The 20,126-nt window shown below is 58.9% G+C and carries 24 protein-coding genes; 10 read left to right on the top strand and 14 right to left on the bottom strand.

Translation table 11 applies throughout. From position 1 onward, the window contains the following. Position 1 precedes the first annotated feature (1 nt). From rpoZ to BVU99_RS07990, 3 genes are all read right to left on the bottom strand, one after another. Positions 2 to 277, bottom strand: coding sequence for a DNA-directed RNA polymerase subunit omega (rpoZ, locus tag BVU99_RS08000; protein WP_004931221.1), 276 nt, complete (start codon positions 275 to 277; stop codon positions 2 to 4). Between the two features lie 54 nt (positions 278 to 331). After that, positions 332 to 955 carry a guanylate kinase gene (gene gmk / locus BVU99_RS07995; RefSeq protein ID WP_033636481.1) on the bottom strand — a complete coding sequence of 208 codons (624 nt, stop codon included), beginning with the start codon at positions 953 to 955 and terminating at the stop codon, positions 332 to 334. Positions 956 to 1,166: 211 nt separating this feature from the next. After that, complete coding sequence (locus BVU99_RS07990) at positions 1,167 to 1,784, bottom strand: trimeric intracellular cation channel family protein (protein WP_025304704.1); 618 nt, start codon at positions 1,782 to 1,784, stop codon at positions 1,167 to 1,169. A 253-nt stretch (positions 1,785 to 2,037) separates the two neighbouring features. Between BVU99_RS07990 and BVU99_RS07985 the strand changes: the two genes are divergently transcribed. Then, positions 2,038 to 2,472, top strand: a complete 435-nt coding sequence (locus BVU99_RS07985) for a DUF3574 domain-containing protein (protein ID WP_060448514.1) — start codon at positions 2,038 to 2,040, stop codon at positions 2,470 to 2,472. A 34-nt stretch (positions 2,473 to 2,506) separates the two neighbouring features. On the opposite strand, the gene BVU99_RS07980 is transcribed toward BVU99_RS07985, so the two are convergent. Beyond that, complete coding sequence (locus BVU99_RS07980; RefSeq protein WP_004931212.1) at positions 2,507 to 3,691, bottom strand: nucleoside transporter C-terminal domain-containing protein; 1,185 nt, start codon at positions 3,689 to 3,691, stop codon at positions 2,507 to 2,509. A 362-nt stretch (positions 3,692 to 4,053) separates the two neighbouring features. On the opposite strand from BVU99_RS07980, the gene BVU99_RS07975 reads away from it, so the two are divergent. Continuing rightward, a complete protein-coding gene (locus tag BVU99_RS07975) occupies positions 4,054 to 4,443 on the top strand; it encodes a hypothetical protein (RefSeq protein ID WP_099817566.1) in 390 nt (129 codons plus the stop codon). A gap of 55 nt (positions 4,444 to 4,498) precedes the next feature. Here BVU99_RS07975 and BVU99_RS07970 read toward each other — a convergent pair whose 3' ends face one another. Next, positions 4,499 to 5,362, bottom strand: a complete 864-nt coding sequence (locus BVU99_RS07970) for a YicC/YloC family endoribonuclease (protein ID WP_060435257.1) — start codon at positions 5,360 to 5,362, stop codon at positions 4,499 to 4,501. Positions 5,363 to 5,488: 126 nt separating this feature from the next. On the opposite strand from BVU99_RS07970, the gene rph reads away from it, so the two are divergent. Further along, positions 5,489 to 6,205 (top strand): ribonuclease PH, encoded by a 717-nt coding sequence (rph, locus tag BVU99_RS07965; RefSeq protein WP_025160305.1) that lies wholly within the window; start codon positions 5,489 to 5,491, stop codon positions 6,203 to 6,205. Positions 6,206 to 6,301: 96 nt separating this feature from the next. Further along, the gene (pyrE, locus tag BVU99_RS07960; protein WP_004931204.1) at positions 6,302 to 6,943 is read left to right on the top strand and encodes an orotate phosphoribosyltransferase; all 642 of its coding nucleotides are present in this window, start codon (positions 6,302 to 6,304) and stop codon (positions 6,941 to 6,943) included. A 31-nt stretch (positions 6,944 to 6,974) separates the two neighbouring features. On the opposite strand, the gene slmA is transcribed toward pyrE, so the two are convergent. The 3 genes from slmA to coaBC form a co-directional block, all read right to left on the bottom strand. Continuing rightward, positions 6,975 to 7,571 carry a nucleoid occlusion factor SlmA gene (slmA, locus tag BVU99_RS07955; protein ID WP_025304700.1) on the bottom strand — a complete coding sequence of 199 codons (597 nt, stop codon included), beginning with the start codon at positions 7,569 to 7,571 and terminating at the stop codon, positions 6,975 to 6,977. Between the two features lie 251 nt (positions 7,572 to 7,822). Next, positions 7,823 to 8,281 carry a dUTP diphosphatase gene (dut, locus tag BVU99_RS07950; RefSeq protein WP_016929680.1) on the bottom strand — a complete coding sequence of 153 codons (459 nt, stop codon included), beginning with the start codon at positions 8,279 to 8,281 and terminating at the stop codon, positions 7,823 to 7,825. Next, complete coding sequence (coaBC, locus tag BVU99_RS07945) at positions 8,259 to 9,476, bottom strand: bifunctional phosphopantothenoylcysteine decarboxylase/phosphopantothenate--cysteine ligase CoaBC (RefSeq protein ID WP_168186804.1); 1,218 nt, start codon at positions 9,474 to 9,476, stop codon at positions 8,259 to 8,261. The genes dut and coaBC overlap by 23 nt, the downstream gene beginning before the upstream one ends. A gap of 183 nt (positions 9,477 to 9,659) precedes the next feature. On the opposite strand from coaBC, the gene radC reads away from it, so the two are divergent. From radC to mutM, 4 genes are all read left to right on the top strand, one after another. Continuing rightward, complete coding sequence (gene radC, locus BVU99_RS07940; protein ID WP_025304698.1) at positions 9,660 to 10,343, top strand: DNA repair protein RadC; 684 nt, start codon at positions 9,660 to 9,662, stop codon at positions 10,341 to 10,343. A gap of 262 nt (positions 10,344 to 10,605) precedes the next feature. Then, on the top strand, positions 10,606 to 10,842 hold the full coding sequence (gene rpmB, locus BVU99_RS07935) for a 50S ribosomal protein L28 (RefSeq protein ID WP_004931195.1): 237 nt from the start codon (positions 10,606 to 10,608) through the stop codon (positions 10,840 to 10,842). Positions 10,843 to 10,853: 11 nt separating this feature from the next. Then, positions 10,854 to 11,021 (top strand): 50S ribosomal protein L33, encoded by a 168-nt coding sequence (rpmG, locus tag BVU99_RS07930; RefSeq protein WP_002442576.1) that lies wholly within the window; start codon positions 10,854 to 10,856, stop codon positions 11,019 to 11,021. Between the two features lie 81 nt (positions 11,022 to 11,102). Then, entirely contained in the window at positions 11,103 to 11,918 is an 816-nt protein-coding gene (gene mutM / locus BVU99_RS07925; protein ID WP_025304697.1) for a bifunctional DNA-formamidopyrimidine glycosylase/DNA-(apurinic or apyrimidinic site) lyase, read from the top strand. A gap of 3 nt (positions 11,919 to 11,921) precedes the next feature. Here the strand turns inward: mutM and coaD are convergent, their stop codons facing one another. From coaD to waaA, 3 genes are read right to left on the bottom strand one after another with little or no spacing between them, the layout of a single operon-like run. Then, entirely contained in the window at positions 11,922 to 12,407 is a 486-nt protein-coding gene (gene coaD, locus BVU99_RS07920; RefSeq protein WP_004931181.1) for a pantetheine-phosphate adenylyltransferase, read from the bottom strand. Between the two features lie 3 nt (positions 12,408 to 12,410). Next, positions 12,411 to 13,184, bottom strand: a complete 774-nt coding sequence (locus BVU99_RS07915; RefSeq protein WP_025304696.1) for a glycosyltransferase family 2 protein — start codon at positions 13,182 to 13,184, stop codon at positions 12,411 to 12,413. Further along, positions 13,185 to 14,462, bottom strand: a complete 1,278-nt coding sequence (gene waaA / locus BVU99_RS07910) for a lipid IV(A) 3-deoxy-D-manno-octulosonic acid transferase (RefSeq protein ID WP_025304695.1) — start codon at positions 14,460 to 14,462, stop codon at positions 13,185 to 13,187. Positions 14,463 to 14,587: 125 nt separating this feature from the next. Here waaA and BVU99_RS07905 point away from each other — a divergent pair, with 125 nt between their 5' ends. Beyond that, positions 14,588 to 15,601, top strand: coding sequence for a glycosyltransferase family 9 protein (locus tag BVU99_RS07905; RefSeq protein WP_043141040.1), 1,014 nt, complete (start codon positions 14,588 to 14,590; stop codon positions 15,599 to 15,601). A gap of 44 nt (positions 15,602 to 15,645) precedes the next feature. Here the strand turns inward: BVU99_RS07905 and BVU99_RS07900 are convergent, their stop codons facing one another. The 3 genes from BVU99_RS07900 to rfaQ are packed head-to-tail and all read right to left on the bottom strand — an operon-like array spanning position 15,646 to position 18,955. Next, positions 15,646 to 16,746, bottom strand: a complete 1,101-nt coding sequence (locus BVU99_RS07900) for a glycosyltransferase (RefSeq protein WP_099817565.1) — start codon at positions 16,744 to 16,746, stop codon at positions 15,646 to 15,648. A gap of 2 nt (positions 16,747 to 16,748) precedes the next feature. After that, positions 16,749 to 17,876 carry a glycosyltransferase family 4 protein gene (locus BVU99_RS07895; protein WP_099817564.1) on the bottom strand — a complete coding sequence of 376 codons (1,128 nt, stop codon included), beginning with the start codon at positions 17,874 to 17,876 and terminating at the stop codon, positions 16,749 to 16,751. Then, the gene (gene rfaQ / locus BVU99_RS07890) at positions 17,873 to 18,955 is read right to left on the bottom strand and encodes a putative lipopolysaccharide heptosyltransferase III (protein ID WP_043141032.1); all 1,083 of its coding nucleotides are present in this window, start codon (positions 18,953 to 18,955) and stop codon (positions 17,873 to 17,875) included. Before rfaQ ends, BVU99_RS07895 begins: the two co-directional genes overlap by 4 nt. A gap of 210 nt (positions 18,956 to 19,165) precedes the next feature. Here rfaQ and BVU99_RS07885 point away from each other — a divergent pair, with 210 nt between their 5' ends. After that, entirely contained in the window at positions 19,166 to 20,122 is a 957-nt protein-coding gene (locus BVU99_RS07885) for a polysaccharide deacetylase family protein (RefSeq protein ID WP_025304690.1), read from the top strand. Positions 20,123 to 20,126: the final 4 nt, after the last annotated feature.

The following is a 20,126-nucleotide window of genomic DNA, read 5'->3' as shown; positions in this document are numbered from 1 at the left end:
ATTAACGACGACCTTCAGCAATCGCGGTAACCGCTTGAATCTCTGCGGCTTCCTGCTCTTGCTGTTCCTGGCGCTCACGCACGTCGAGGATCTGGCTGGTGATCAGGCCTTCTTCGATTTCGCGCAGGGCGATAACGGTGTACTTGTCGTTCTCTTCCGGAACCAGTGCATCTTTGCCGCCGGTCTGGATCTGACGCGCCCGACGAGCAGCGACCAACACCAGGTCAAAACGGTTACCAATTTTCTCTACAGCGTCTTGAACAGTTACGCGTGCCATATTTGTGCTACTCCACAGGTGACGAAAAGACTGGGCATGATACTGAAACTGCCTTCAGTCTGCCAATAGTTTGCTGATTAAAGCGTCATGCCGCAGCAACTGGCGGCCCAAACGCAGGCGTTCGGCGCGAATGATGGTCTTCAGATCGGACAGCGCCAGATCGAAATCATCGTTCACGATCAGGTAATCGTACTCCGCGTAATGCGTCATTTCCGCCACGGCCTGAGCCATGCGTTTGGCGATCACCTCTTCGGAATCCTGCCCGCGCCCGCGCAGGCGGCGGCCCAGTTCTTCCTTCGACGGCGGCAGAATGAAGATGCTGCGCGCCTGCGGCATTTTGGCGCGGATTTGCTGCGCGCCCTGCCAGTCGATATCCAGAAACACATCCACGCCGGTCGACAAGACTTGTTCGATGGCGGCGCGCGAAGTGCCGTAATAGTTGCCGAACACTTCGGCGTGCTCAAGAAACGCGTCCTGCTCGATCATCCGGCGGAATTCGTCTTTCGAGACGAAGAAATAATGCTCGCCGTGATTTTCACCCGGGCGACTGTCGCGCGTGGTGTGCGAAACCGAAACCTGCGTGTCGTACAGCGGTTGCGTCTTTAACAAAGCCTGAATCAGACTTGATTTACCTGCGCCACTGGGAGCAGAGACAATATAAAGCGTGCCTTGAGCCATGATGATGTTCGTTGATAACGGTTGATATGCCAAAAACAGCGGATGTGTATTTTCTCCGCACAGTATACACGGCTAACGCGCCGGGTGCAGCGTTAGCTCGCATTTTGCCCGCGGCTTTGCGTGGAAAAAGCGTCGAAAGGGCGAATTTGCGCGTCGAAGGGCGACATTTTTGCAGTTTTGGCCTCGGCGGCGGCGCGTTGCCGCCCCGAGATCAGTGATCCGGATGCTGGTAGTTGAACACCGGCAGGCCGAGGCGGAAGCGCAGGGCGATCAGACGTGCGCTCAGGCCGGCGACCAACGTGAGGATCACCACCAGATTGTGCGGCAGGCTGAGGTGCTGCAGGCCGATATACAGCCAGGCGGCGCTGAAGGAGATGCCGGCGTAGATCTCCTTCTGGAAAACCAGCGGGATGCGGTTGCAGAACATATCGCGCAGCACCCCGCCGAAGACGCCGGTGATCACCGCGGCGATGGCGGCGATAATGGCGCTGTGCCCCATATCCAGGGCCACCTGTGCGCCGATGATGGAGAAGACGATCAGGCCGACGGCGTCGAGCACCAGGAACAGGCGGCGCAGATGGCGCATCAGGGGAGCCACCCAGGTGGTGACGATCGCCGCTATCGCGACGATGACGATGTATTCTGGATGTTTGACCCAGCCCAATGGAAAATGCCCGAGCAACATATCGCGCACCGACCCGCCGCCGATTGCGGTGACAGAGGCGATGATGATCACGCCGAACATGTCCATTTGGCGGCGGCCGGCCGCCAGCGCGCCGGTCATGGCTTCGGCGGTGATGCCGATGATATAAAGGATGCTCAGTAACATAAGGGGTTCACAGCGTAATTGCGTCAGAATGATGGCCGGCAGGGTAATCGCCGCCGAGGACGCGCGCCACTGAGTTTTTTTCACCGATGGCGTTTCGGATTAATATAGCTAATCCAAACTCCATTTTTATTGCCGATAACCAGCCTTTTTTAACATCTGGCTGTTAATGAAAGCATTAGAAATTTCGCGCTAATTTCCATCGCTGACTATGACTTTTGCAGCGAATCCTTCAACCGAAAAATCGAGACTGCAGATGAAAAACTCCCCGAGACTGGCCGCCGGCGCCATGGTGGCCGCCCTGCTGCTGAGCGGCTGCGTGGCGCCAGGCCACCAGGCTGTTTCCCCCGCCCCGACTTGTCGCACCGGCGATCCGCTGGTGCAGACAACGCTCTACTTCGGCCTGAACCGGCCGGCGGGGCCGGCGATCACCGCCGCCGAGTGGCAAACCTTCGTCGATAGCCAGGTGACGCCGCGTTTTAAAGACGGGCTGACGGTGTTTGATGCCAAAGGGCAGTGGCTGGGTCACGACGGCAAGCTGGCGCGCGAGAACAGCAAGGCGCTGCTGCTGATTCATGCGCAGGGCAAAGAGAGCGAGGCGAATATCGAGGCGCTGCGCAGCGGCTATAAGCAGCAGTTTGCGCAGGATTCGGTAATGCGGGTGGATGCGCCGGTGTGCGTGGCGTTTTAAAGCGAACTCCCGGCCGCCTGGCCGGGAGTGGGGATTACAGCACCAGGCCGGCGATGGCCGCCGACAACAGGCTCACCAAGGTTGAGCCGTAAACCAGCTTCAGGCCAAAACGGGAAACCACGTTGCCTTGCTGCTCGTTCAGCCCTTTGATGGCGCCGGCGACGATGCCGATGGAGGCGAAGTTGGCGAACGACACCAGGAACACCGACAGAATGCCCAGCCCGCGCGGCGACAGCTCCGCCGCGATCTTCTTCAGTTCAATCATCGCCACGAATTCGTTGGCTACCAGTTTGGTCGCCATGATGCTGCCCGCCTTCAGGGCCTCTTCCGCCGGGATGCCGATCAGCCAGGCCAGCGGATAGAACACGTAGCCGAGGATCTGCTGGAAGCTGATGCCGAGCACCGCAGAGAACAGCGCATTGACGGCGGAGATCAGCGCGATAAAGCCGATCAGCATCGCCGCGATGATCATCGCAATCTTGAAGCCGGCCAGAATGTACTCGCCCAACATTTCGAAGAAGCTCTGATCTTCATGCAGTTTGTTCAGCTTCAGCTCCGGCTCGTCTTCAACCTGATATGGGTTGATGATCGACAGGATGATGAAGGTGCTGAACATATTAAGGATCAACGCCGCCACCACGTACTGCGCGTCGATCATCGACATGTAGGCGCCGACGATGGAGAGCGAAACCGTCGACATGGCGGTCGCGGCCATGGTGTACATGCGGCGCGGTGAGATATCGCCGATGATGCCTTTATAGGCGATAAAGTTCTCCGACTGCCCCAGCACCAGCGTGCTGACGGCGTTGAACGATTCCAGCTTGCCCATGCCGTTGACCTTGGACAGCAGGGTGCCGACCAGGCGGATGATCAGCGGCAGGATGCGGAAATGCTGCAAAATGCCGATCAGGGCGGAAATAAAGATGATAGGGCACAAAACGCCGAGGAAGATGAACGCCAGACCATCCTTGCTCATGCCGCCGAACACGAACTCCGATCCTTGGGCAGCGTAGGCGAGCAGGGTGTCGAAGAAGCCGGCGACGTGTTTGATCACGCTGAGCCCGCTGGCGGAGTGCAGGAAGAAATAGGCCAGCGCGCCTTCGATCACCAACAGCTGGATGATATAGCGCAGGCGGATTTTCTTGCGATTATTGCTGACCAGCAGCGCCAGGGCGATGATCACCACCAGGGCCATAATAAATTGCAGAATTTGTGGCATAAACGGTCCGTACGGTTCACGGGCAGGAAAAAAACACATTTAGCCACAGCATCGCCATCCTTTCATTACCTTGCGTGATAATTAGAACAAAATACTTATGGCATGCGGGATATCTTGCCGATTGTCATCCGCACGCGCTGCTCGGCAGTTTTTCATAAGCCCCCGGTGAGCCGTCTCCCCAGAGGCCTGCCGGCTCGCAACTTGATGTAATCCCCGTTACTTATGTGCAAACGCCTGGAATCTGGTTCGCAATCGGCGATTTTTCATGGCGCAAAGCGTGGTTTTCTTGGCTGAGGAAGAGAAACATGTTTTGGAACAGGCGCCGTGACCGGCGCGCATTTTCTCGGACAAGGAGGCGAACGATGAATACCGGCACTTTGCTCAGGGCGCTGGCCAACGGCGTTAATCCCGACACCGGCGAGCTGTTGAAACCGGCTTCAGCGGCCTGCGCACCGGAGGCTATCCGGCTGCTGTTCGCGTTGGCCAACGAGTTCGACGGTGAGGCTGAACTGCAGAAAAAAGCCCGGTTGACGCCGGAGGAGAAACGGCAGAAGAATCTGGTCGAGGGCCGACCTGCCAATGCCTACTTCCCCTGGCCGGAAGAGGAAAAACTGCGGCTGCGCGAGAGCCATGCGGCCGGGGCGACGCTGGAAGCGCTGAGCGATGAGTTCGAGCGCTCAACCTGGAGCATTGCGGTGCAGCTGCAGAAAATGGGGTTGATCGGTGAGGAGCAGGTGGCCGCCTATCGCTGATTTGCAGCCATAAAAAAGCCCGCGTGGCGCGGGCTTGATGACATTAGGGGCAGGATCACTCGATATTCTGGATCTGCTCGCGCATTTGCTCGATCAGCACTTTCAGCTCGATGGCCGAAGCAGTGACGTCGGCATTGATCGACTTGGAGGCCAGGGTGTTCGATTCGCGGTTGAACTCCTGCATCATAAAGTCGAGGCGGCGGCCGACGGCTTCTTTCTTTTTCAGGATGTTGTGCGTCTCTTTCACGTGCGCTTCCAGACGGTCCAGCTCTTCGGCGACGTCGATACGCTGCGCCATCAGCACCAGCTCTTGCTCCAGGCGGGTGTTTTCCAGCTGTACCTGCGCCTCTTCCAGCTTGCTGACCAGGCGCTCGCGCTGCCATTGCAGGATGTTCGGCATCTGGGCGCGCACTTTGACCACTTCGGCGCTGACGCCGTCGAGGCGTTGTTCGATCAGCGTCTTCAGCGCGGCGCCTTCGCTCTCGCGTGCGACGATAAAGTCATCCAGCGCGCCGTCCAGCGCCTGCATCAGCTCGACGCTGATGGCGTCCAGATCCTGCTCCTCAGCGGACATCACGCCCGGCCAGCGCAGCACGTCGATCGGGTTGATTTCCCCTTCGTCGCTCTGCATTTTCACCCAGTTGGCGGCTTCGACCAGCTGTTTGGCTAGTTTTTCGTTCAGGATCAGCGAGCTTTGTGCGCTTGGATCCAGTTCGAAACGCAGGTTGCATTCGACTTTGCCGCGCGTCAGGCGGCCACGGATACGTTCACGGATCACCGGCTCCAGGCTGCGGAATTGTTCCGGCAGGCGGATGTAGGTTTCTAAGTAGCGCTGGTTAACGGAACGCAGCTCCCAGGCTGCGCTGCCCCATTCACCCTTGATTTCACGCCGGGCGTAGGCGGTCATGCTGCGGATCATTGATGCGTACCCGTAATAGGAAAAGATGGGGCGATTATAGCGTCGCGACTGCGGGCAGGATAGGCATTACGTCACGAAGCCCGTATAATGCGCAGCCAATAGTTGATTTGAAGCCGGAGAGAGCCCATGCGTCCTGCAGGCAGAGCACCACAGCAAGTTCGCCCCCTGACACTGACCCGTCACTATACCAAACACGCTGAAGGTTCCGTGCTGGTTGAGTTTGGCGATACCAAAGTCTTGTGCACCGCCACGGTAGAAGAGGGCGTTCCGCGCTTCCTGAAAGGCCAGGGGCAAGGTTGGATCACCGCCGAGTACGGCATGCTGCCGCGCTCCACCCATAGCCGCAACGCCCGTGAAGCCGCCAAAGGCAAACAGGGTGGCCGCACGCTGGAGATCCAGCGCCTGATCGCCCGCTCGCTGCGCGCCGCGGTGGATCTGAAAAAGCTCGGTGAATTCACCATCACCCTCGACTGCGACGTACTGCAGGCCGACGGCGGTACCCGCACAGCCTCCATCTCCGGCGCCTGCGTGGCGCTGGCCGATGCGCTGAACACCCTGGTGGCCAACGGCAAGCTGAAAGCCAACCCGATGAAGGGCATGGTAGCGGCGGTTTCCGTCGGCATCGTCAACGGCGAAGCGCTGTGCGATCTGGAGTATGTGGAAGATTCCGCGGCGGAAACCGACATGAACGTGGTGATGATGGAAGACGGCCGCATGATTGAAGTGCAGGGCACCGCCGAAGGCGAGCCGTTCAGCCACGATGAGCTGTTGGCGCTATTGGCGCTGGCCCGAGGGGGCATCGAAACCATCTTCCAGGCGCAGAAAGCGGCGCTGGCGGACTGATTTTTTAAGGCGACTGAGAAGTCGCCTTTTTTATGCCCGACGATCGGGCGGCAGTAATGACAAGACCCAAGCAGATTCAGACGAGGAGAAGCAGTAATGAAAGCCTATCAGCGCCAGTTTATCGAGTTCGCGCTTAACAAGCAGGTATTGAAATTCGGCGAGTTCACCCTGAAATCCGGTCGCACCAGCCCGTATTTCTTCAACGCCGGCCTGTTTAATACCGGGCGCGATCTTGCGCTGTTGGGGCGCTTCTACGCCGAAGCCCTGATGGACTCCGGCATCGATTTCGATCTGCTGTTTGGCCCGGCCTATAAAGGCATTCCTATCGCCACCACCACGGCGGTTGCGCTGGCGGAACACCATGAGCGCGACGTGCCTTACTGCTTTAACCGCAAGGAAGCCAAGACCCACGGCGAGGGTGGTTCGCTGGTCGGCAGCCCGCTGCAGGGGCGTGTGATGCTGGTGGATGATGTGATCACCGCCGGCACCGCGATCCGCGAGTCGATGGAAATCATCGGCGCCAGCGGCGCTTCGCTGGCGGGGGTGCTGATCTCCCTCGACCGTCAGGAACGCGGCCGCGCGGATATCTCCGCCATTCAGGAAGTGGAACGCGACTATCACTGCAAGGTGATTTCGATCGTGACGCTGAAGGACCTGATCGCTTATCTGGAAGAGAAACCGGAAATGGCGGACCACCTGGCGGCGGTGCGCGCTTACCGCGAGCAGTACGGGGTATAAATAAAAACGCCGGGCATGCCCGGCGTTTTCGTTATTGCAGCTGTGCCGCCAATAGCGGCCAGCGGGCGTCGAATTCCTGCGTTGGACGATAGCGGAATTCCGAACGCACATAGCGCGACAACATGCCTTCGCAGAAGGCCAGCAGTTGGCTGGCCAACAGCGTTTCATCGACGATGAAGCCTTTGCCTTCGCGCAATTTGCGCTCTTTCAGCACCTGACGCAGCTGCGCCTCGATGCGTTCGAACAGCTGGTTGATGCGGCCCTGCAGGCGATCCTGTTCAAACATCAGCGCGTGGCCGGTCATGATGCGCGTCAGCCCCGGGTTACGTTCCGCAAAGCCCAGAATCAGCAGTAAAATCAGGCGCAGACGATTAAACGTCTCTTTCTCGTCCTGCAAGATCAGGTTGATGCGGGTGATCAGGCTGTCTTCGATAAACTCGATCAGACTGTCGAACATCCGTGTCTTGCTGGGGAAATGCCGGTACAGCGCAGCTTCAGAAACACCCACGTTCGCGGCGAGCTTGGCGGTGGTAATGCGCTGGCTGCCGTCGCTGGATTCCAGCATCTGGGCTAACGCCTGCAATATTTCCTCGCGCCGATTCCTTTTCGTATTTTCTTTTTCTGCCATGTCTGATTAGACCCTTGCTAAAACTTAACTGACGGAAACCCGGGCACCGGCCGCTGCAGAGCAGGCTCTGTGCGGCTTATGTGATAGCTTTTTTACGATGCTGGGGTCAGCGGCCTTAACGGCCTTTTTCCGCGCTGCCTGGTGTGCGCTGCAATTGTCGCGGTAAAACCTTGCCGCAGAGACATCCTTCTCCCCGGAAAGGCAAGGTTCAGGCGACGTTTCCCTGCCGGCCATCGTGCATTGGGTGGCGCTTAGTGGCGCCCCGAGTGGCCGAAGCCGCCTTCGCCGCGCTCGCTACTGTCGAACTCTTCCACCAGGTTGAATTCGGCCTGCACCACCGGCACGAAGACCATCTGCGCGATGCGTTCGCCCGGCTCGATGGTGAAGTGCTTCTGGCCGCGGTTCCAAACGGACACCATCAGCTGGCCCTGGTAATCGGAGTCGATCAGGCCGACCAGGTTGCCCAGCACGACGCCGTGCTTATGGCCCAGGCCGGAGCGCGGCAGGATCACTGCCGCCAGGCCGGCGTCGGCGATGTGGATCGCGAGGCCGGTGGGCAGCAGCGTGGTTTCACCCGGCGCCAGCTCTACCGCGCTGTCCAGGCAGGCGCGCAGGTCGAGACCGGCGGAGCCCGGCGTGGCGTAGGTCGGTAGCGGGAAATCCTGACCGATACGCGGGTCGAGGATCTTAACGTCGATTTTTTTCATCATAACGGCTGACTATCTCGTCTATTAAACGTTGGCCAAGGAGTGCCTTGTCGCTCAGCGCCAGGCGCTTTTCTCCATCCTGCCAAAAAAGGTGCAGGGCATTGGTGTCGCTGTTGAACCCGTGCTCTGCAAGCGATACATCGTTAGCGCAAATCAAATCCAGCTTCTTACGCGCCAGTTTTTGCCGCGCGTATTCTTCCACATTCTGGGTTTCGGCGGCAAACCCCACGACAAACGGTCGATTTTTGGTCATCGCGGCCACGCCGGCGACGATATCGGGGTTTTTTACCATCTTGAGGACGATTTCATCACCCTGTTTTTTTATTTTTTCATCGGCGATCTGCTCGGGGCGGTAGTCGGCCACGGCGGCGCAGGAGATGAAAATCTGCTGCTGCGCCGCGCGCTGTTGCACCGCCTGCTCCATCTCCAGCGCGCTGGTGACGTCCACTCGGGTGACCGATGGCGGCGTCGGCAGGCTGACCGGCCCGGCGATCAGCGTCACCTGCGCGCCGCGGGCGGCGGCGGCGCGGGCGATGGCGAAGCCCATTTTGCCGGAGCTGTGATTGCTGATGAAACGTACCGGATCCAGCGCTTCACGCGTTGGGCCGGCGGTGATCATAACCTGCAAATGTTGCAGATCCTGCGGGGCGGAGAAATGCGCGTTCGCCAGGTCGACGATGTCCAGCGGATCCAGTATGCGGCCCGGGCCGACGTCGCCGCAGGCCTGGCTGCCGCTGTCCGGCCCCCAGAGCAGCATGCCGCGCGTCTGCAGCGTTTGCAGGTTGGCCTGCGTGGCGGCGGCGCGATACATCTGCTGGTTCATGGCGGGGGCGGCGGCGATAGGGGCGTCGGTCGCCAGGCAGACGGTAGTCAGCAGATCGTTGGCCATGCCGGCGGCGACGCGCGCCAGCAGATCGGCGGTCGCCGGCGCCAGAATCACCAGATCCGCCCACTTGCCCAGTTCGATGTGGCCCATGGCGGCTTCGGCGGCGGGATCCAACAGATCGTCGGACACCGGGTAGCCGGAAACGGCCTGCAGCGTCAGTGGCGTAATGAACGCCTTGGCGGCGTGGGTCATCACCACGCGCACTTCTGCACCCCTGTCGCGCAGGCGGCGCACCAGCTCTGGGCATTTGTAGGCGGCGATGCCGCCGCTGATGCCAAGCACAATATGTTTGCCGGAAAGTCCCGTCATCATCATTGTCCGATTGAAAGCCGAAAGATGCGCCATTTTAGCATATCCGCCGTTCAGGTGAGTGATTCCGCAATGGCTGCAGGGCGTTACATTGTGCTTTGCGAAACACTTCGCAATGTTATCAAACACCTGTCGAACGCGCCGGGCAGCACATGGCATGCTGTAGCCCTTTCAGGGAGGAACACGATGAGCAACCCGATTGTGGCGTGCTGGCCGGGCGCGCTGGCGCCGCGTGAAAAGCTGTTGATGCAGGGGGCGGCGGCGCTGTCCGACGCAGAGCTGTTGGCCATTTTCTTGCGCACCGGATTGCCCGGCGTGCACGTGATGCAGCTGGCGGAGCAGCTGCTGCGCCGGTTCGGCTCGCTTTATCACCTGATGTCGGCCGATCATCAGGCTTTTTGTAGCCAAAAAGGCCTGGGGGATGCCAGCTATACGCAGCTGCAGGCGATTGCCGAGCTGGCGCTGCGCTTCTTTTCCAGCCATTTGTCGCAGGAAAACGCCATGCTCAATCCGCGCGTCACCCAGCATTATCTGCAAAGCCTGCTGGCCCATCGTGAGCGAGAGGTCTTTTTGGTATTGTTTTTAGACAATCAGCACCGGGTTATTCGCCATCAGGAGATGTTTGCTGGTACCATCAGCAGCGTCGTCGTCTACCCGAGAGAAATTGTGCGTGAAGCGTTGAAGGCTAATGCCGCCGCGCTGATTCTCGCGCATAATCACCCCTCGGGTAAGGCTGAACCCAGTCATGCCGACCGTTTGATAACGGAACAGGTGGTGAAAGCCTGTCAGTTATTGGAGATCCGAGTGCTCGATCATTTGGTGATCGGTCGGGGTGAATGCGTCTCTTTTGCCGAGCGCGGATGGCTTTAAGCGATTTTTTCGCGATCCTTGTGGGATCTTTAGCTGTTCGGGACTTGAGCACTTACGCTTCAGAGCGTATACTACGCCACCTTTGAGAATCTTGGGTTTGGCGCAAGAGCCTATCTCAGCAGGTTTCTGACCTGATGTGTGGTTTCTACCTGATGACGAGAGTCTCCTCAGTATGAAGTTTGCTGAGATGGGCTCTAAAAGCCTGACGAGGCGGCCATACCCTATACGAAGCTCGAGCTGATTTGATTTTTGGAGAATAGACATGTCCCGAGTCTGCCAAGTTACTGGCAAGCGCCCGGTGAGCGGTAACAACCGTTCCCACGCAATGAACGCGACCAAACGCCGTTTTCTGCCTAACCTGCACTCACACCGTTTTTGGGTTGAGGCTGAGAAGCGCTTTGTAACTCTGCGTGTATCTGCTAAAGGTATGCGTGTTATCGATAAGAAGGGTATTGAGACGGTTCTGGCCGATCTGCGTGCCCGTGGTGAGAAGTATTAAGGAACTGAATCATGGCTAAAGGTGTTCGCGAGAAGATCAAGCTGGTTTCTTCTGCTGGTACTGGTCACTTCTATACCACCACGAAGAACAAGCGTACTAAGCCGGAAAAATTGGAACTGAAGAAATTCGATCCAGTTGTCCGTCAGCACGTAGTATACAAAGAAGCTAAAATTAAATAATTTTAGTGGATTAATGAAAAACCCGGCCTTGGCCGGGTTTTTTGTTTTATAAAGGGTAGAAAACGTCGGAGGGGAAGCCAGATGCCTGAATTACCGGAAGTTGAGACGAGCAGACGCGGTATAGAGCCTTATCTTGTCGGCCACAGCATTCAGTATGCGGTGGTGCGCAACGCGCGCCTGCGCTGGCCGGTTTCCGAGCAGATCCTGACGCTGAGCGATAGGCCGGTGCTCAGCGTGCAGCGCCGAGCCAAATACCTGCTGATCGAGCTGGAGAACGGTTGGATTATCGTGCACCTGGGCATGTCGGGCAGCCTGCGCATGCTGCGCGAGGAGAACGAAGATGAAGCGGGCAAACACGACCACGTCGATTTGGTGATCAGCAACGGCATGATCCTGCGCTATACCGATCCGCGCCGTTTCGGCGCCTGGCTGTGGTGCGAAGACCTGGCGACCAGCAGCGTGTTGGCGCATCTGGGGCCGGAACCGCTGAGTGAAGCGTTCAACGGCGACTACCTGTATGAAAAATCACGCAATAAGCGCACGCTGATCAAACCGTGGCTGATGGATAACAAGCTGGTGGTCGGCGTCGGTAACATTTACGCCAGTGAATCGCTGTTCAGCGCCGGGATCCTGCCCGATCGTCCGGCGGGATCGTTGAGCAAAGCCGAAGCGGAACGGCTGGTGAAGACCATCAAGGCGGTGTTGCAGCGCTCCATCGAGCAGGGCGGTACGACATTGCGCGACTTTTTGCAGTCGGACGGCAAACCGGGGTATTTCGCGCAGGAGTTGCAGGTTTACGGGCGGGCGGGAGAACCTTGCCGCGCGTGCGGCACGCCGATCGAATCCGCCAAGCACGGGCAGCGCAGCACCTTCTTTTGCCGGCGCTGCCAGCGCTGAGCATCACTCGGCGGCGAGCTTCGCCATCAGCGCCTGCGTAACCACGTCAGGCAGGAAAGGCGCGATATCGCCGCCGTGACGCGCGACCTCTTTCACCAGTGAAGAGGAGATGAACGACCACTCTTCGGAAGGCATCAGGAACACGCTTTCCAGCGTCGGCATCAAATGGCGGTTCATGTTCGCCAGCTGCAATTCGTACTCAAAGTCAGACACCGCCCGCAGGCCGCGCACCAGGATATTGGCATTCTGGTGAGCGGCAAAGTGCGCCATCAGCTCGCTGAAACCCAGCACTTCCACATTGTCCAGATGCGAGGTGACCTGCGTCGCCAGCGCCACGCGCTCATCCAGGCTGAACAGCGGCTTTTTGCTCGGGCTGGCGGCGATGGCCAGAATCACGTGATCGAACATCAGCGACGCGCGCGTCACTAAATCCAGGTGGCCGTTGGTCATGGGATCGAAGGTCCCGGGATAGATGGCTTTGCTGGTCATGATTCACTTCTCTGAGTAGTTGCGGCCCAATGCCCATAATGCGGCATATTTATTGAAGGTATATTGCGCGTTGACCACCGCTAACAGCAACCCCTGTTTACCGTCAAGGAAACCGGCCCGCAGCAGCCAGGTTTTGACGAAGGCACCGAGCGTGTGGGTCAGGATGGACAGATAGCCGCAACGCTTGCCGGCCCGGTGGCGTTGCGTGGCCCACTCTTCGGCATAGCGCAGCTGTTTGCGCTGGAAGGCGAAGAAGTCGCGGCAGGTCAGGTGCAGCATATCGCCGCTGAGGGGGATCACTTTGGCGTCGCCGATGTTCAGCGATTCGTGCACCAGATCGTCGTTATAGCGATAGCGTTGGTTGGCGTACAGGCGGTTGACGCGGTCGGGATACCAGCCGCTGTGGCGCATGAAACGGCCAAGGAACAGGTTGCGCCGCGCACAGCTGTAGACGGCGCCGTCGTCCGGTGCGTTCAACACCCGCTCGATGGATTGCCGCAGCTCGGGGGTGACGCGTTCGTCGGCGTCGATCATCAAAACGTAGTCATGACTGGCGTAGCTTTGCGCCAGCTGACGCTGCTTGCCGAATCCTTGCCAGTCGGTGTGCGTGAAGACTTTGGCGCCCAGACTTTCGGCGACGGCGACGCTGTCGTCCTCGCTGCCGGAGTCCAGCACGATGATTTCATCGGCCCAGGCGACAGAGCGCAGGCAGTCCGGCAACAGCCCGGCTTCGTTTTTGGCGATCATCACCACCGACAGGCTTTTGCGGCTGCTCATTCAGTGACTCCGGGGCGGCAGGTGCGGTTCCAGCAGCTGCAGCAGGCGCTGCAACGCTCCCTGATTCTGATACAGCACTTCCACCGCATGGCGGCCGTAGTAGCGACGGTAATCTTCGTCGGTCAACAGGGTTTCCACTTCCTTCACCAGCGAATCCACGTCGGTCACGGTGATCAGGCCTTCGGCCTGCGAGAGCTTGGCGCAGATGTCTTTAAAGTTGAAGGTATGTGGGCCCATCAGCACCGGGATGGCGTGCGCGGCGGCTTCCAGCGGGTTGTGCCCGCCGCGTTCCACCAGGCTGCCGCCGACAAAGGCCAGATCGGCGATGCCGTACAGCAGCATCAGTTCGCCCATGGTATCGCCGATCACCACCTGGGTGCTGCCGGACGGGATTTCGCCGCTGCTGCGCAGGGTGTAGCTGAAGCCGGCCTTCTGCACTAGCTCCTTGGCGGTCGGGAAGCGCTCCGGATGACGCGGCACCAGGATCAGCAGCAGGTCGGGGTGTTTTTCCAGCAGTTTGCGGTGCGCTTCCAGCAGGATGGTTTCTTCACCGTCATGGGTGCTGGTGGCGATCCACACCGGGCGGCGCGGCGCCCATTGGCGGCGCAATGTAACGGCGCGGGCGGCCAGCTCCGGGGTGACGGAGATATCGAATTTCAGGCTGCCGGTTACGGCCAGCTGCGAGCGTTTCAGGCCCAGTTCGATAAACCGATCGCCGTCTTCCTGGTTCTGTGCGGCGATCAGCGTAATGCGGCGCAGCATATCGCGCATGAATCCGCCAATTTTCTTGTAGCCGGCGGCGGAACGAGCCGACAGGCGCGCATTGGCGATCACCAGGGGGATTTGCCGCTGATGCAGTGCGTTGATCAGGTTAGGCCATAGCTCGGTTTCCATGATGATCACCAGCTTGGGATTCACCTGGTCGAGGAAGCGGTTCATGGAACCGGGCAGATCGTAGGGCAGATAGACATGATGCACGTCTTTGCCGAAAGCGGACTGGACGCGTTCTGAACCTGTCGGGGTCATTGTGGTCACAGTTATCGGCAAAGCGGGGTAACGATGGCGCAGCGCCCGCACCAGCGGGATGGCCGCCAGCGTTTCGCCGACGGAGACGGAATGCAGCATAATGCCGCCCGGCACGACTTTCCCGGCGCAGAAGCCATAGCGTTCCGCCCAGCGTTTACGGTAGGCTGGAGCTTTGCGGCTGCGCAGCAGTAAGCGGAGCCAGATCAGGGGTTGGATGAGGTAGAGTAGTACCTGATATAAACGCAGCAACATTCTATCAATTTCATTTATATGGGTTATTCGGAATAGTACCATAACTGGAAGGGAAAGGCGCTAATTTGGTAACCTTGGGTGTCAGTTTCAGACAACCGGCGAGCGATTTCGCCGATAGGCTCGGAATGAAGAATATTTTAATTATTCGCCGCGACAACATCGGCGATCTTGTTTGCACTACGCCCTTGATTGAAGGGGTGAAAATTGCCTATCCAGACGCAAAAGTTTATCTGCTGATCAATAAAGTCAGCCAGGACGTTGTTAAAAACAACCCTCATCTCGAGAAAGTCTTTGTCTATAAAAAGGCCAAGCACAAGGCGAAAAATGAAACGACGTTGGGCGTTTATTTCGAACGTCTGATGATCTTCCTGAAGCTGCGCAAAATAAAGTTCGATGCGGTCATTCTGGCCAACCCGGTGCCTTGCAAATACAGCCTGCGTTTAGCAAAAATGGCCGGCGCCACCCATATCATCGGTGCCGATCTGGGCACGAAAGAGATTCAGCGCCCGTTCCGCAAGGACGATTTCCGCGGCCTCCATCAGGTTGAACACACCTACAGCTATTTATCGGCGATCACCGATCAAGCCATTCCGATCCCGCCGGTGCGGGTATTCCTGACGCCTGAAGAGCGGCAATTGGCGGTGCAGCGGCTGCAGGAACGTCTGCCGTCGGTCGAACGGGTATGCGCCGTGCATATCAGCAGCCGCAGCCCGAAAAGACGCTGGCCGGTTGAACGCTATGCCGAAATCATCAACCGTCTGACCGCCGATCCCCACACCGGCGTGCTGATCTTCTGGTCGCCGCAGGGCACGCTGGCGCCGGACGACATCGGCGATCGGCAGCGCGCCGAACAGCTGCTGGCGCTGTGCCAAAACGAACGCGTCGCGCTTTATCCGACGGCGTCGGTGCGCGAGCTGTTGGGCGGGTTTGATTTATGCGACCGGGTGCTGTGCAGCGACGGCGGGCAGATGCATCTTGCCGCCGCGTTGAATAAGGACATGGTGGTGTTCTTTGGCGATACCGATAAAACGTCCTGGCATCCATGGACTGGCCGCCATCATATTTTGCAGAGTGAGTCGGGGCACTGTGAAGATGTTTCTGTCGATGAGGTTTGGCAGAAAATGCAGGCACTCAGCTAACGAAGAAAATAAGGCAGGTATCACCTGCCTTATTTATTTTTTTATTATTTTTCTTTCAGCTCAATATATTGACGGCAAATAGGGTCCAGCCCATAGCTTAGCAATTGCTGTTGATTTATCTGTGGCGGATTGGCGTAAATTTCCGCCATTTTTTCTGCCAGCGACGCTTCGTTTAATTCCGCCAACGCGTTAGCCATGCCGGCTTTTTCCAGAATTTCCGCAGGGCCGCCCGGACAGCGGGTGCTGACCACCGGCGTGCCGCACAACAGCGATTCTACCAGCACGTTGCCAAACCCTTCACTGTCGGAGCTGAGCACCAGCAGCGAGGCATGGCGAATAAATGGGTAGGGATTGGCCTGGAAACCGAGGAATAGCACGCGCTCTGCGATGCCCAAGTCTGCCGCCAGACGTTTGACCTCGGCGACGCGGGCGTCATCCCCGGTGCCGATCAAAGCCAGCGGCGCCTGAATGCCGGAGAGCGCATAGGCTTTCAGCAGGCGGTCATGCCTCTTGGTGGCGTGAAAGCGGCCGACGTGCACCAGATACTCCTGGCCGGCCAGTTCGCAAGGCGCCGCCGCCTGTTGATGAATGGCGTCGATATCGAACGGATTGTTGATGACCGCCAGGCGGCGCGGGCGGATCGGCAACTTCTGCTGCAGATCGTCGCCGACCGCCTGTGAAACGGCGACGATATTTCTCCCCTGGTAAACGTTGGCGATTTTACGTTGCTTGAGCCAGCGATCCAGGCCTTTGCGGTGGCCGAGGTAGGAAGTGGAGAGAATGCCGTGAATGCAGAACCACAGGCGATCCGCGGCCAACCGCTTGCTGCGGCTGACGATGCGATCGGTTTTATGCAGATTCGAGAACACCAGATCGAACGCGCCGTGTTGGCGCTCGTGTTCGGCTATTGCCCGATCCAGCGCGGCGGCGCGGCGTGAGAGCTCGGTCAGCTTGCGCCAGGGGGCACGGCTGCGATCGGCCACCACCTGATAATCAATGCCCGGCGGGATAGGGTAATTGCAGACGTCGCGCAGTGAGATCAGACTAACTTTATGCCCCTGTTGCTGCATGCCCTGGCACAGGGTCAGCACCACTTTTTCCGCGCCGCCTCCCGGCAGGCCATCGATGATCATCAGAATACGCATAGCTAATCCAGTAACCGGTTATAGAGGGAAATCAGCTGTTCGGACAGATGCGCCGGCGTAGCCGTCATAATGCGCAATCTTGCCGCTTCGCCCATGGATGATCCCAGCGCCTGGCGCGGCAGCGCCCGAATGGCCTCCGTGATGGCCGGTACGTCGAGCGCGTCGGTCACGAAGCCGTTCTGGCCGGGGGTGATAAACTCGGCGCCGCCGCAGGTGGTGCTGGTGATAACCGGCAGGCCGCACGACATCGCTTCCAGAATCACATTCGGGAACGGATCGTACAGCGTCGGCAGCAGCAGCGCGTCCGCGGCCTGATAGAACGGCAAGGTCTGCTTCTGCACGCCCATAAAGTGAACCCGATTGCCGCAGCCCAGCGACTGCGCCAGCGCCCGGTAGCGTTTTTCGGCCTTGTCTTTGCCGACCACTAACAGGTGGCTATCGGTCGCTGCCACGGCGCGGATGGCGGCGGCCAGCCCTTTGCGCTCAAAGCCCGAGCCGACGAAGATCAGGCAGTGCGCCTGTTGTGGGATCTGATACTGCTCGCGCAGACGTTGGCGCTGGGCCTCGTCGGCGGGCGGGAACTTTTGATTGTCGATGGCGTTATAGATCACCGTGATTTTGTCGGCGGGCACGCCAAAGTCGGCGATGATTTCCTGCTTGATCATCTCGGCGTTACAGATGACGGCTTTCAGCTCCGGCGCGGCGTACATGGCGCGTTCGGCGCACATTACATAGCGGTGATAGCGATTGGAGAACAGCCATTTGCGGCGCCATTCCGGCAGCAAACGCGCGCGTTGCAGCAGCCAGCGGCGGTGTACGCCGTCGCCGGCGCGGTAGATGTCGCAGCCGGGAATGCGCTCGTGGCTTTGCACCAGATCGAAACGCTCTTTCTGCCACAGCGCCCTGGCCGCCACGGCGAAGCCTCGCTCGCGGCTGATGCGGCCGAGTTTTAACGGGTTGCACAGGTGGATATGCCAGTTGGGATTGGCGTCACCCTGCCATTCGCGGGTGATGACGTTCAGATCGAGATCCTGTTGTTCCAGCGCTTCCAGGGCGCGGGAAACGAAACGTTCGGCTCCGCCGTCCGGGCGGTATTTTTGGCGAACGATCGCCAAACGAAATGCTTTCATGCCAGCGTGCTCCGCGCGGCTGCAATCACCGCGTCTGTAGGAATAAGGTCGAGATACCGTTCGTCTGTGCCGGTATCAATGGCGTCCGGATCGGGCAGTTCGCCGAAGTCGCCGGCCCAGATCACGGCGCCGGTAGCCTGCCACGGCCGCCAGAAAGTCAGCTTGGAAGGGCCGAACAGCGCCACGCACGGCGTTTGCAGCGCGGCGGCCATGTGCATCGGCACTGAATCCACGCCGATAAACAGCTTGGCGTGATCAATCAGGGCGGCCAGTTGGCGCAGCGTCAGCTGGCCGGCCAACGAGATTACGCCCTGCGGCGGGCAGAGCGCCAAAATGCGCTCTACCATGGCTTGTTCTCTGGCGTCGGGGCCGGAGGTGATCACCAACTGGTGTCCGTCGGCCTGCAAGGCGGTGAGGGTGGCGGCCATTTTCTCTTCGCTCCAGCATTTGAAGAACCAGCGCGAGGTGGGCTGCACCACAATATAACTGCCGGCGACGCCCTGTTTCTGCAACCGTTGCTCACAGGTCTGCCAATCCTGCGGATCGTAACTCATGGTGACATGCTCATTGAGCGTGGGCAGGTTCAGCGGCGCCAGCAACGAGAGATTTTGTTCGACGGTATGCAGGTGGGCGTGATTGTCCACCGGCACCAGCTGCGTGTGACAGTGGCGCCACAGGAAGCCGCGGCGTTTGGGGAAATCGAAGCCCAAACGGATGCGCGCGCCGGTCAGGCGCGTGATGATGGCGCTGCGCCACTGATCGGCCAGATTGACCACCAGATCGTAGCGCTGCGCCTTCAGGCGGCGCAGCAGCGCCAGCTCGTGCCCCAGATGCGCGCGGACGCCCTGTTTCTTCCATTGGCGGTCGATGGCGAACAGCGTCGACAATTCCGGATTACTGGCTAGCATCTCCTGCGTTTCCTGATACAGCAGCACATCGATCTGCGCCTGCGGGTAGTTTTGCCGCAGGCTGCTGATGACCGGCGTGACCAGCAGCATATCGCCGTGATGGCGCAGTTTTATGATCAAAATACGCTGTACGGATGGGGCGGAAGTTAGTGCTGGCGCGTCGTTCATCATGAGTCGCTTTCTGGGAAACCAATCTTTGATTCTAAATGACCCGATCGCATGTGGCTACTGTTGCACGGTTTTCTTGCCGGGCCGCAAAAAAATCGCCGAGCCGGGGACGAATGCGCTTCAACGTTGTCCAAACCAGGCAGCAAAGTCGTTTGCCCTGGCGAAACGGCCTGCGTAACATAGTGCATTCTGTTGATATCAGGCTCGATATTCATGACTAAACCGGCGTTTCTCATCACCATTGATACCGAAGGCGATAATCTGTGGCAAAACCACGATCGCATCGCGACCGAAAACACACGTTTCTTGCCGCGCTTTCAGGCGCTGTGCGAGAAATACGCCTTCAAGCCGGTTTATCTCACCAACTATGAAATGGCGATGGACCCGGCCTACGTCGAGTTCGCGCGCGACGTGATCGCCCGCGACGCCGGCGAGGTCGGCATGCACCTGCACGCCTGGAACAGCCCGCCGTTGACGCCGCTGACCGACGATGACTGGCGCCACAAGCCTTATTTGATCGAGTATCCCGCCGATCAGATCCGCGCCAAGGTCGATCACATGACCAAGCTGCTGGAAGATGCCTTCCAGACCAAAATGCTTAGCCATCGCGCCGGCCGTTGGGCGTTCAACGAATACTATGCCTCACTGCTGCTGGAATACGGCTATCAGGTGGACTGTTCTGTGACGCCGCGGGTCAACTGGCAGTTTTCGCCGGGTAACCCGCAGGGCAACGGCGGTACCGATTACAGCCGGTTCCCGTCGCAGGCCTATTTCATCGATCCGCAGAACATCGCCAAGCCGGGCGCTTCGGCGCTGCTGGAAGTGCCGATGAGCATCCAGTACAAGCATTCGGCGCTGATGAATGCGTTCAAGCAGGGCTATGATCGGCTGCGCGGCAAGCGCCGTTCGCCGTCCGTCAACTGGCTGCGGCCGAGTGGCGGCAACGTGGCCAAGATGATCAGCGTGGCCGAGACGTCGCTGGCGCAGGGGCATGACTACGTCGAGTTTATGCTGCACTCCTCCGAGTTTATGCCGGGCGGCAGCCCGACGTTCAAAACTGAACAGGATATCGAAGTGCTGTACCGCGATCTGGAGCAGCTGTTTGACTGGCTGCAGCAGCGCACGGTGGGCATGACGCTGGCCGAGTATTATCAACTTAAAGCGAACTAAGCAC

Source organism: Serratia sp. OLAL2, from assembly GCF_002752475.1.
Classification (GTDB): domain Bacteria; phylum Pseudomonadota; class Gammaproteobacteria; order Enterobacterales; family Enterobacteriaceae; genus Serratia; species Serratia bockelmannii.
Note: the sequence above shows the minus strand (reverse complement) of the source record. Positions and strands in the feature narration are given on the sequence as shown.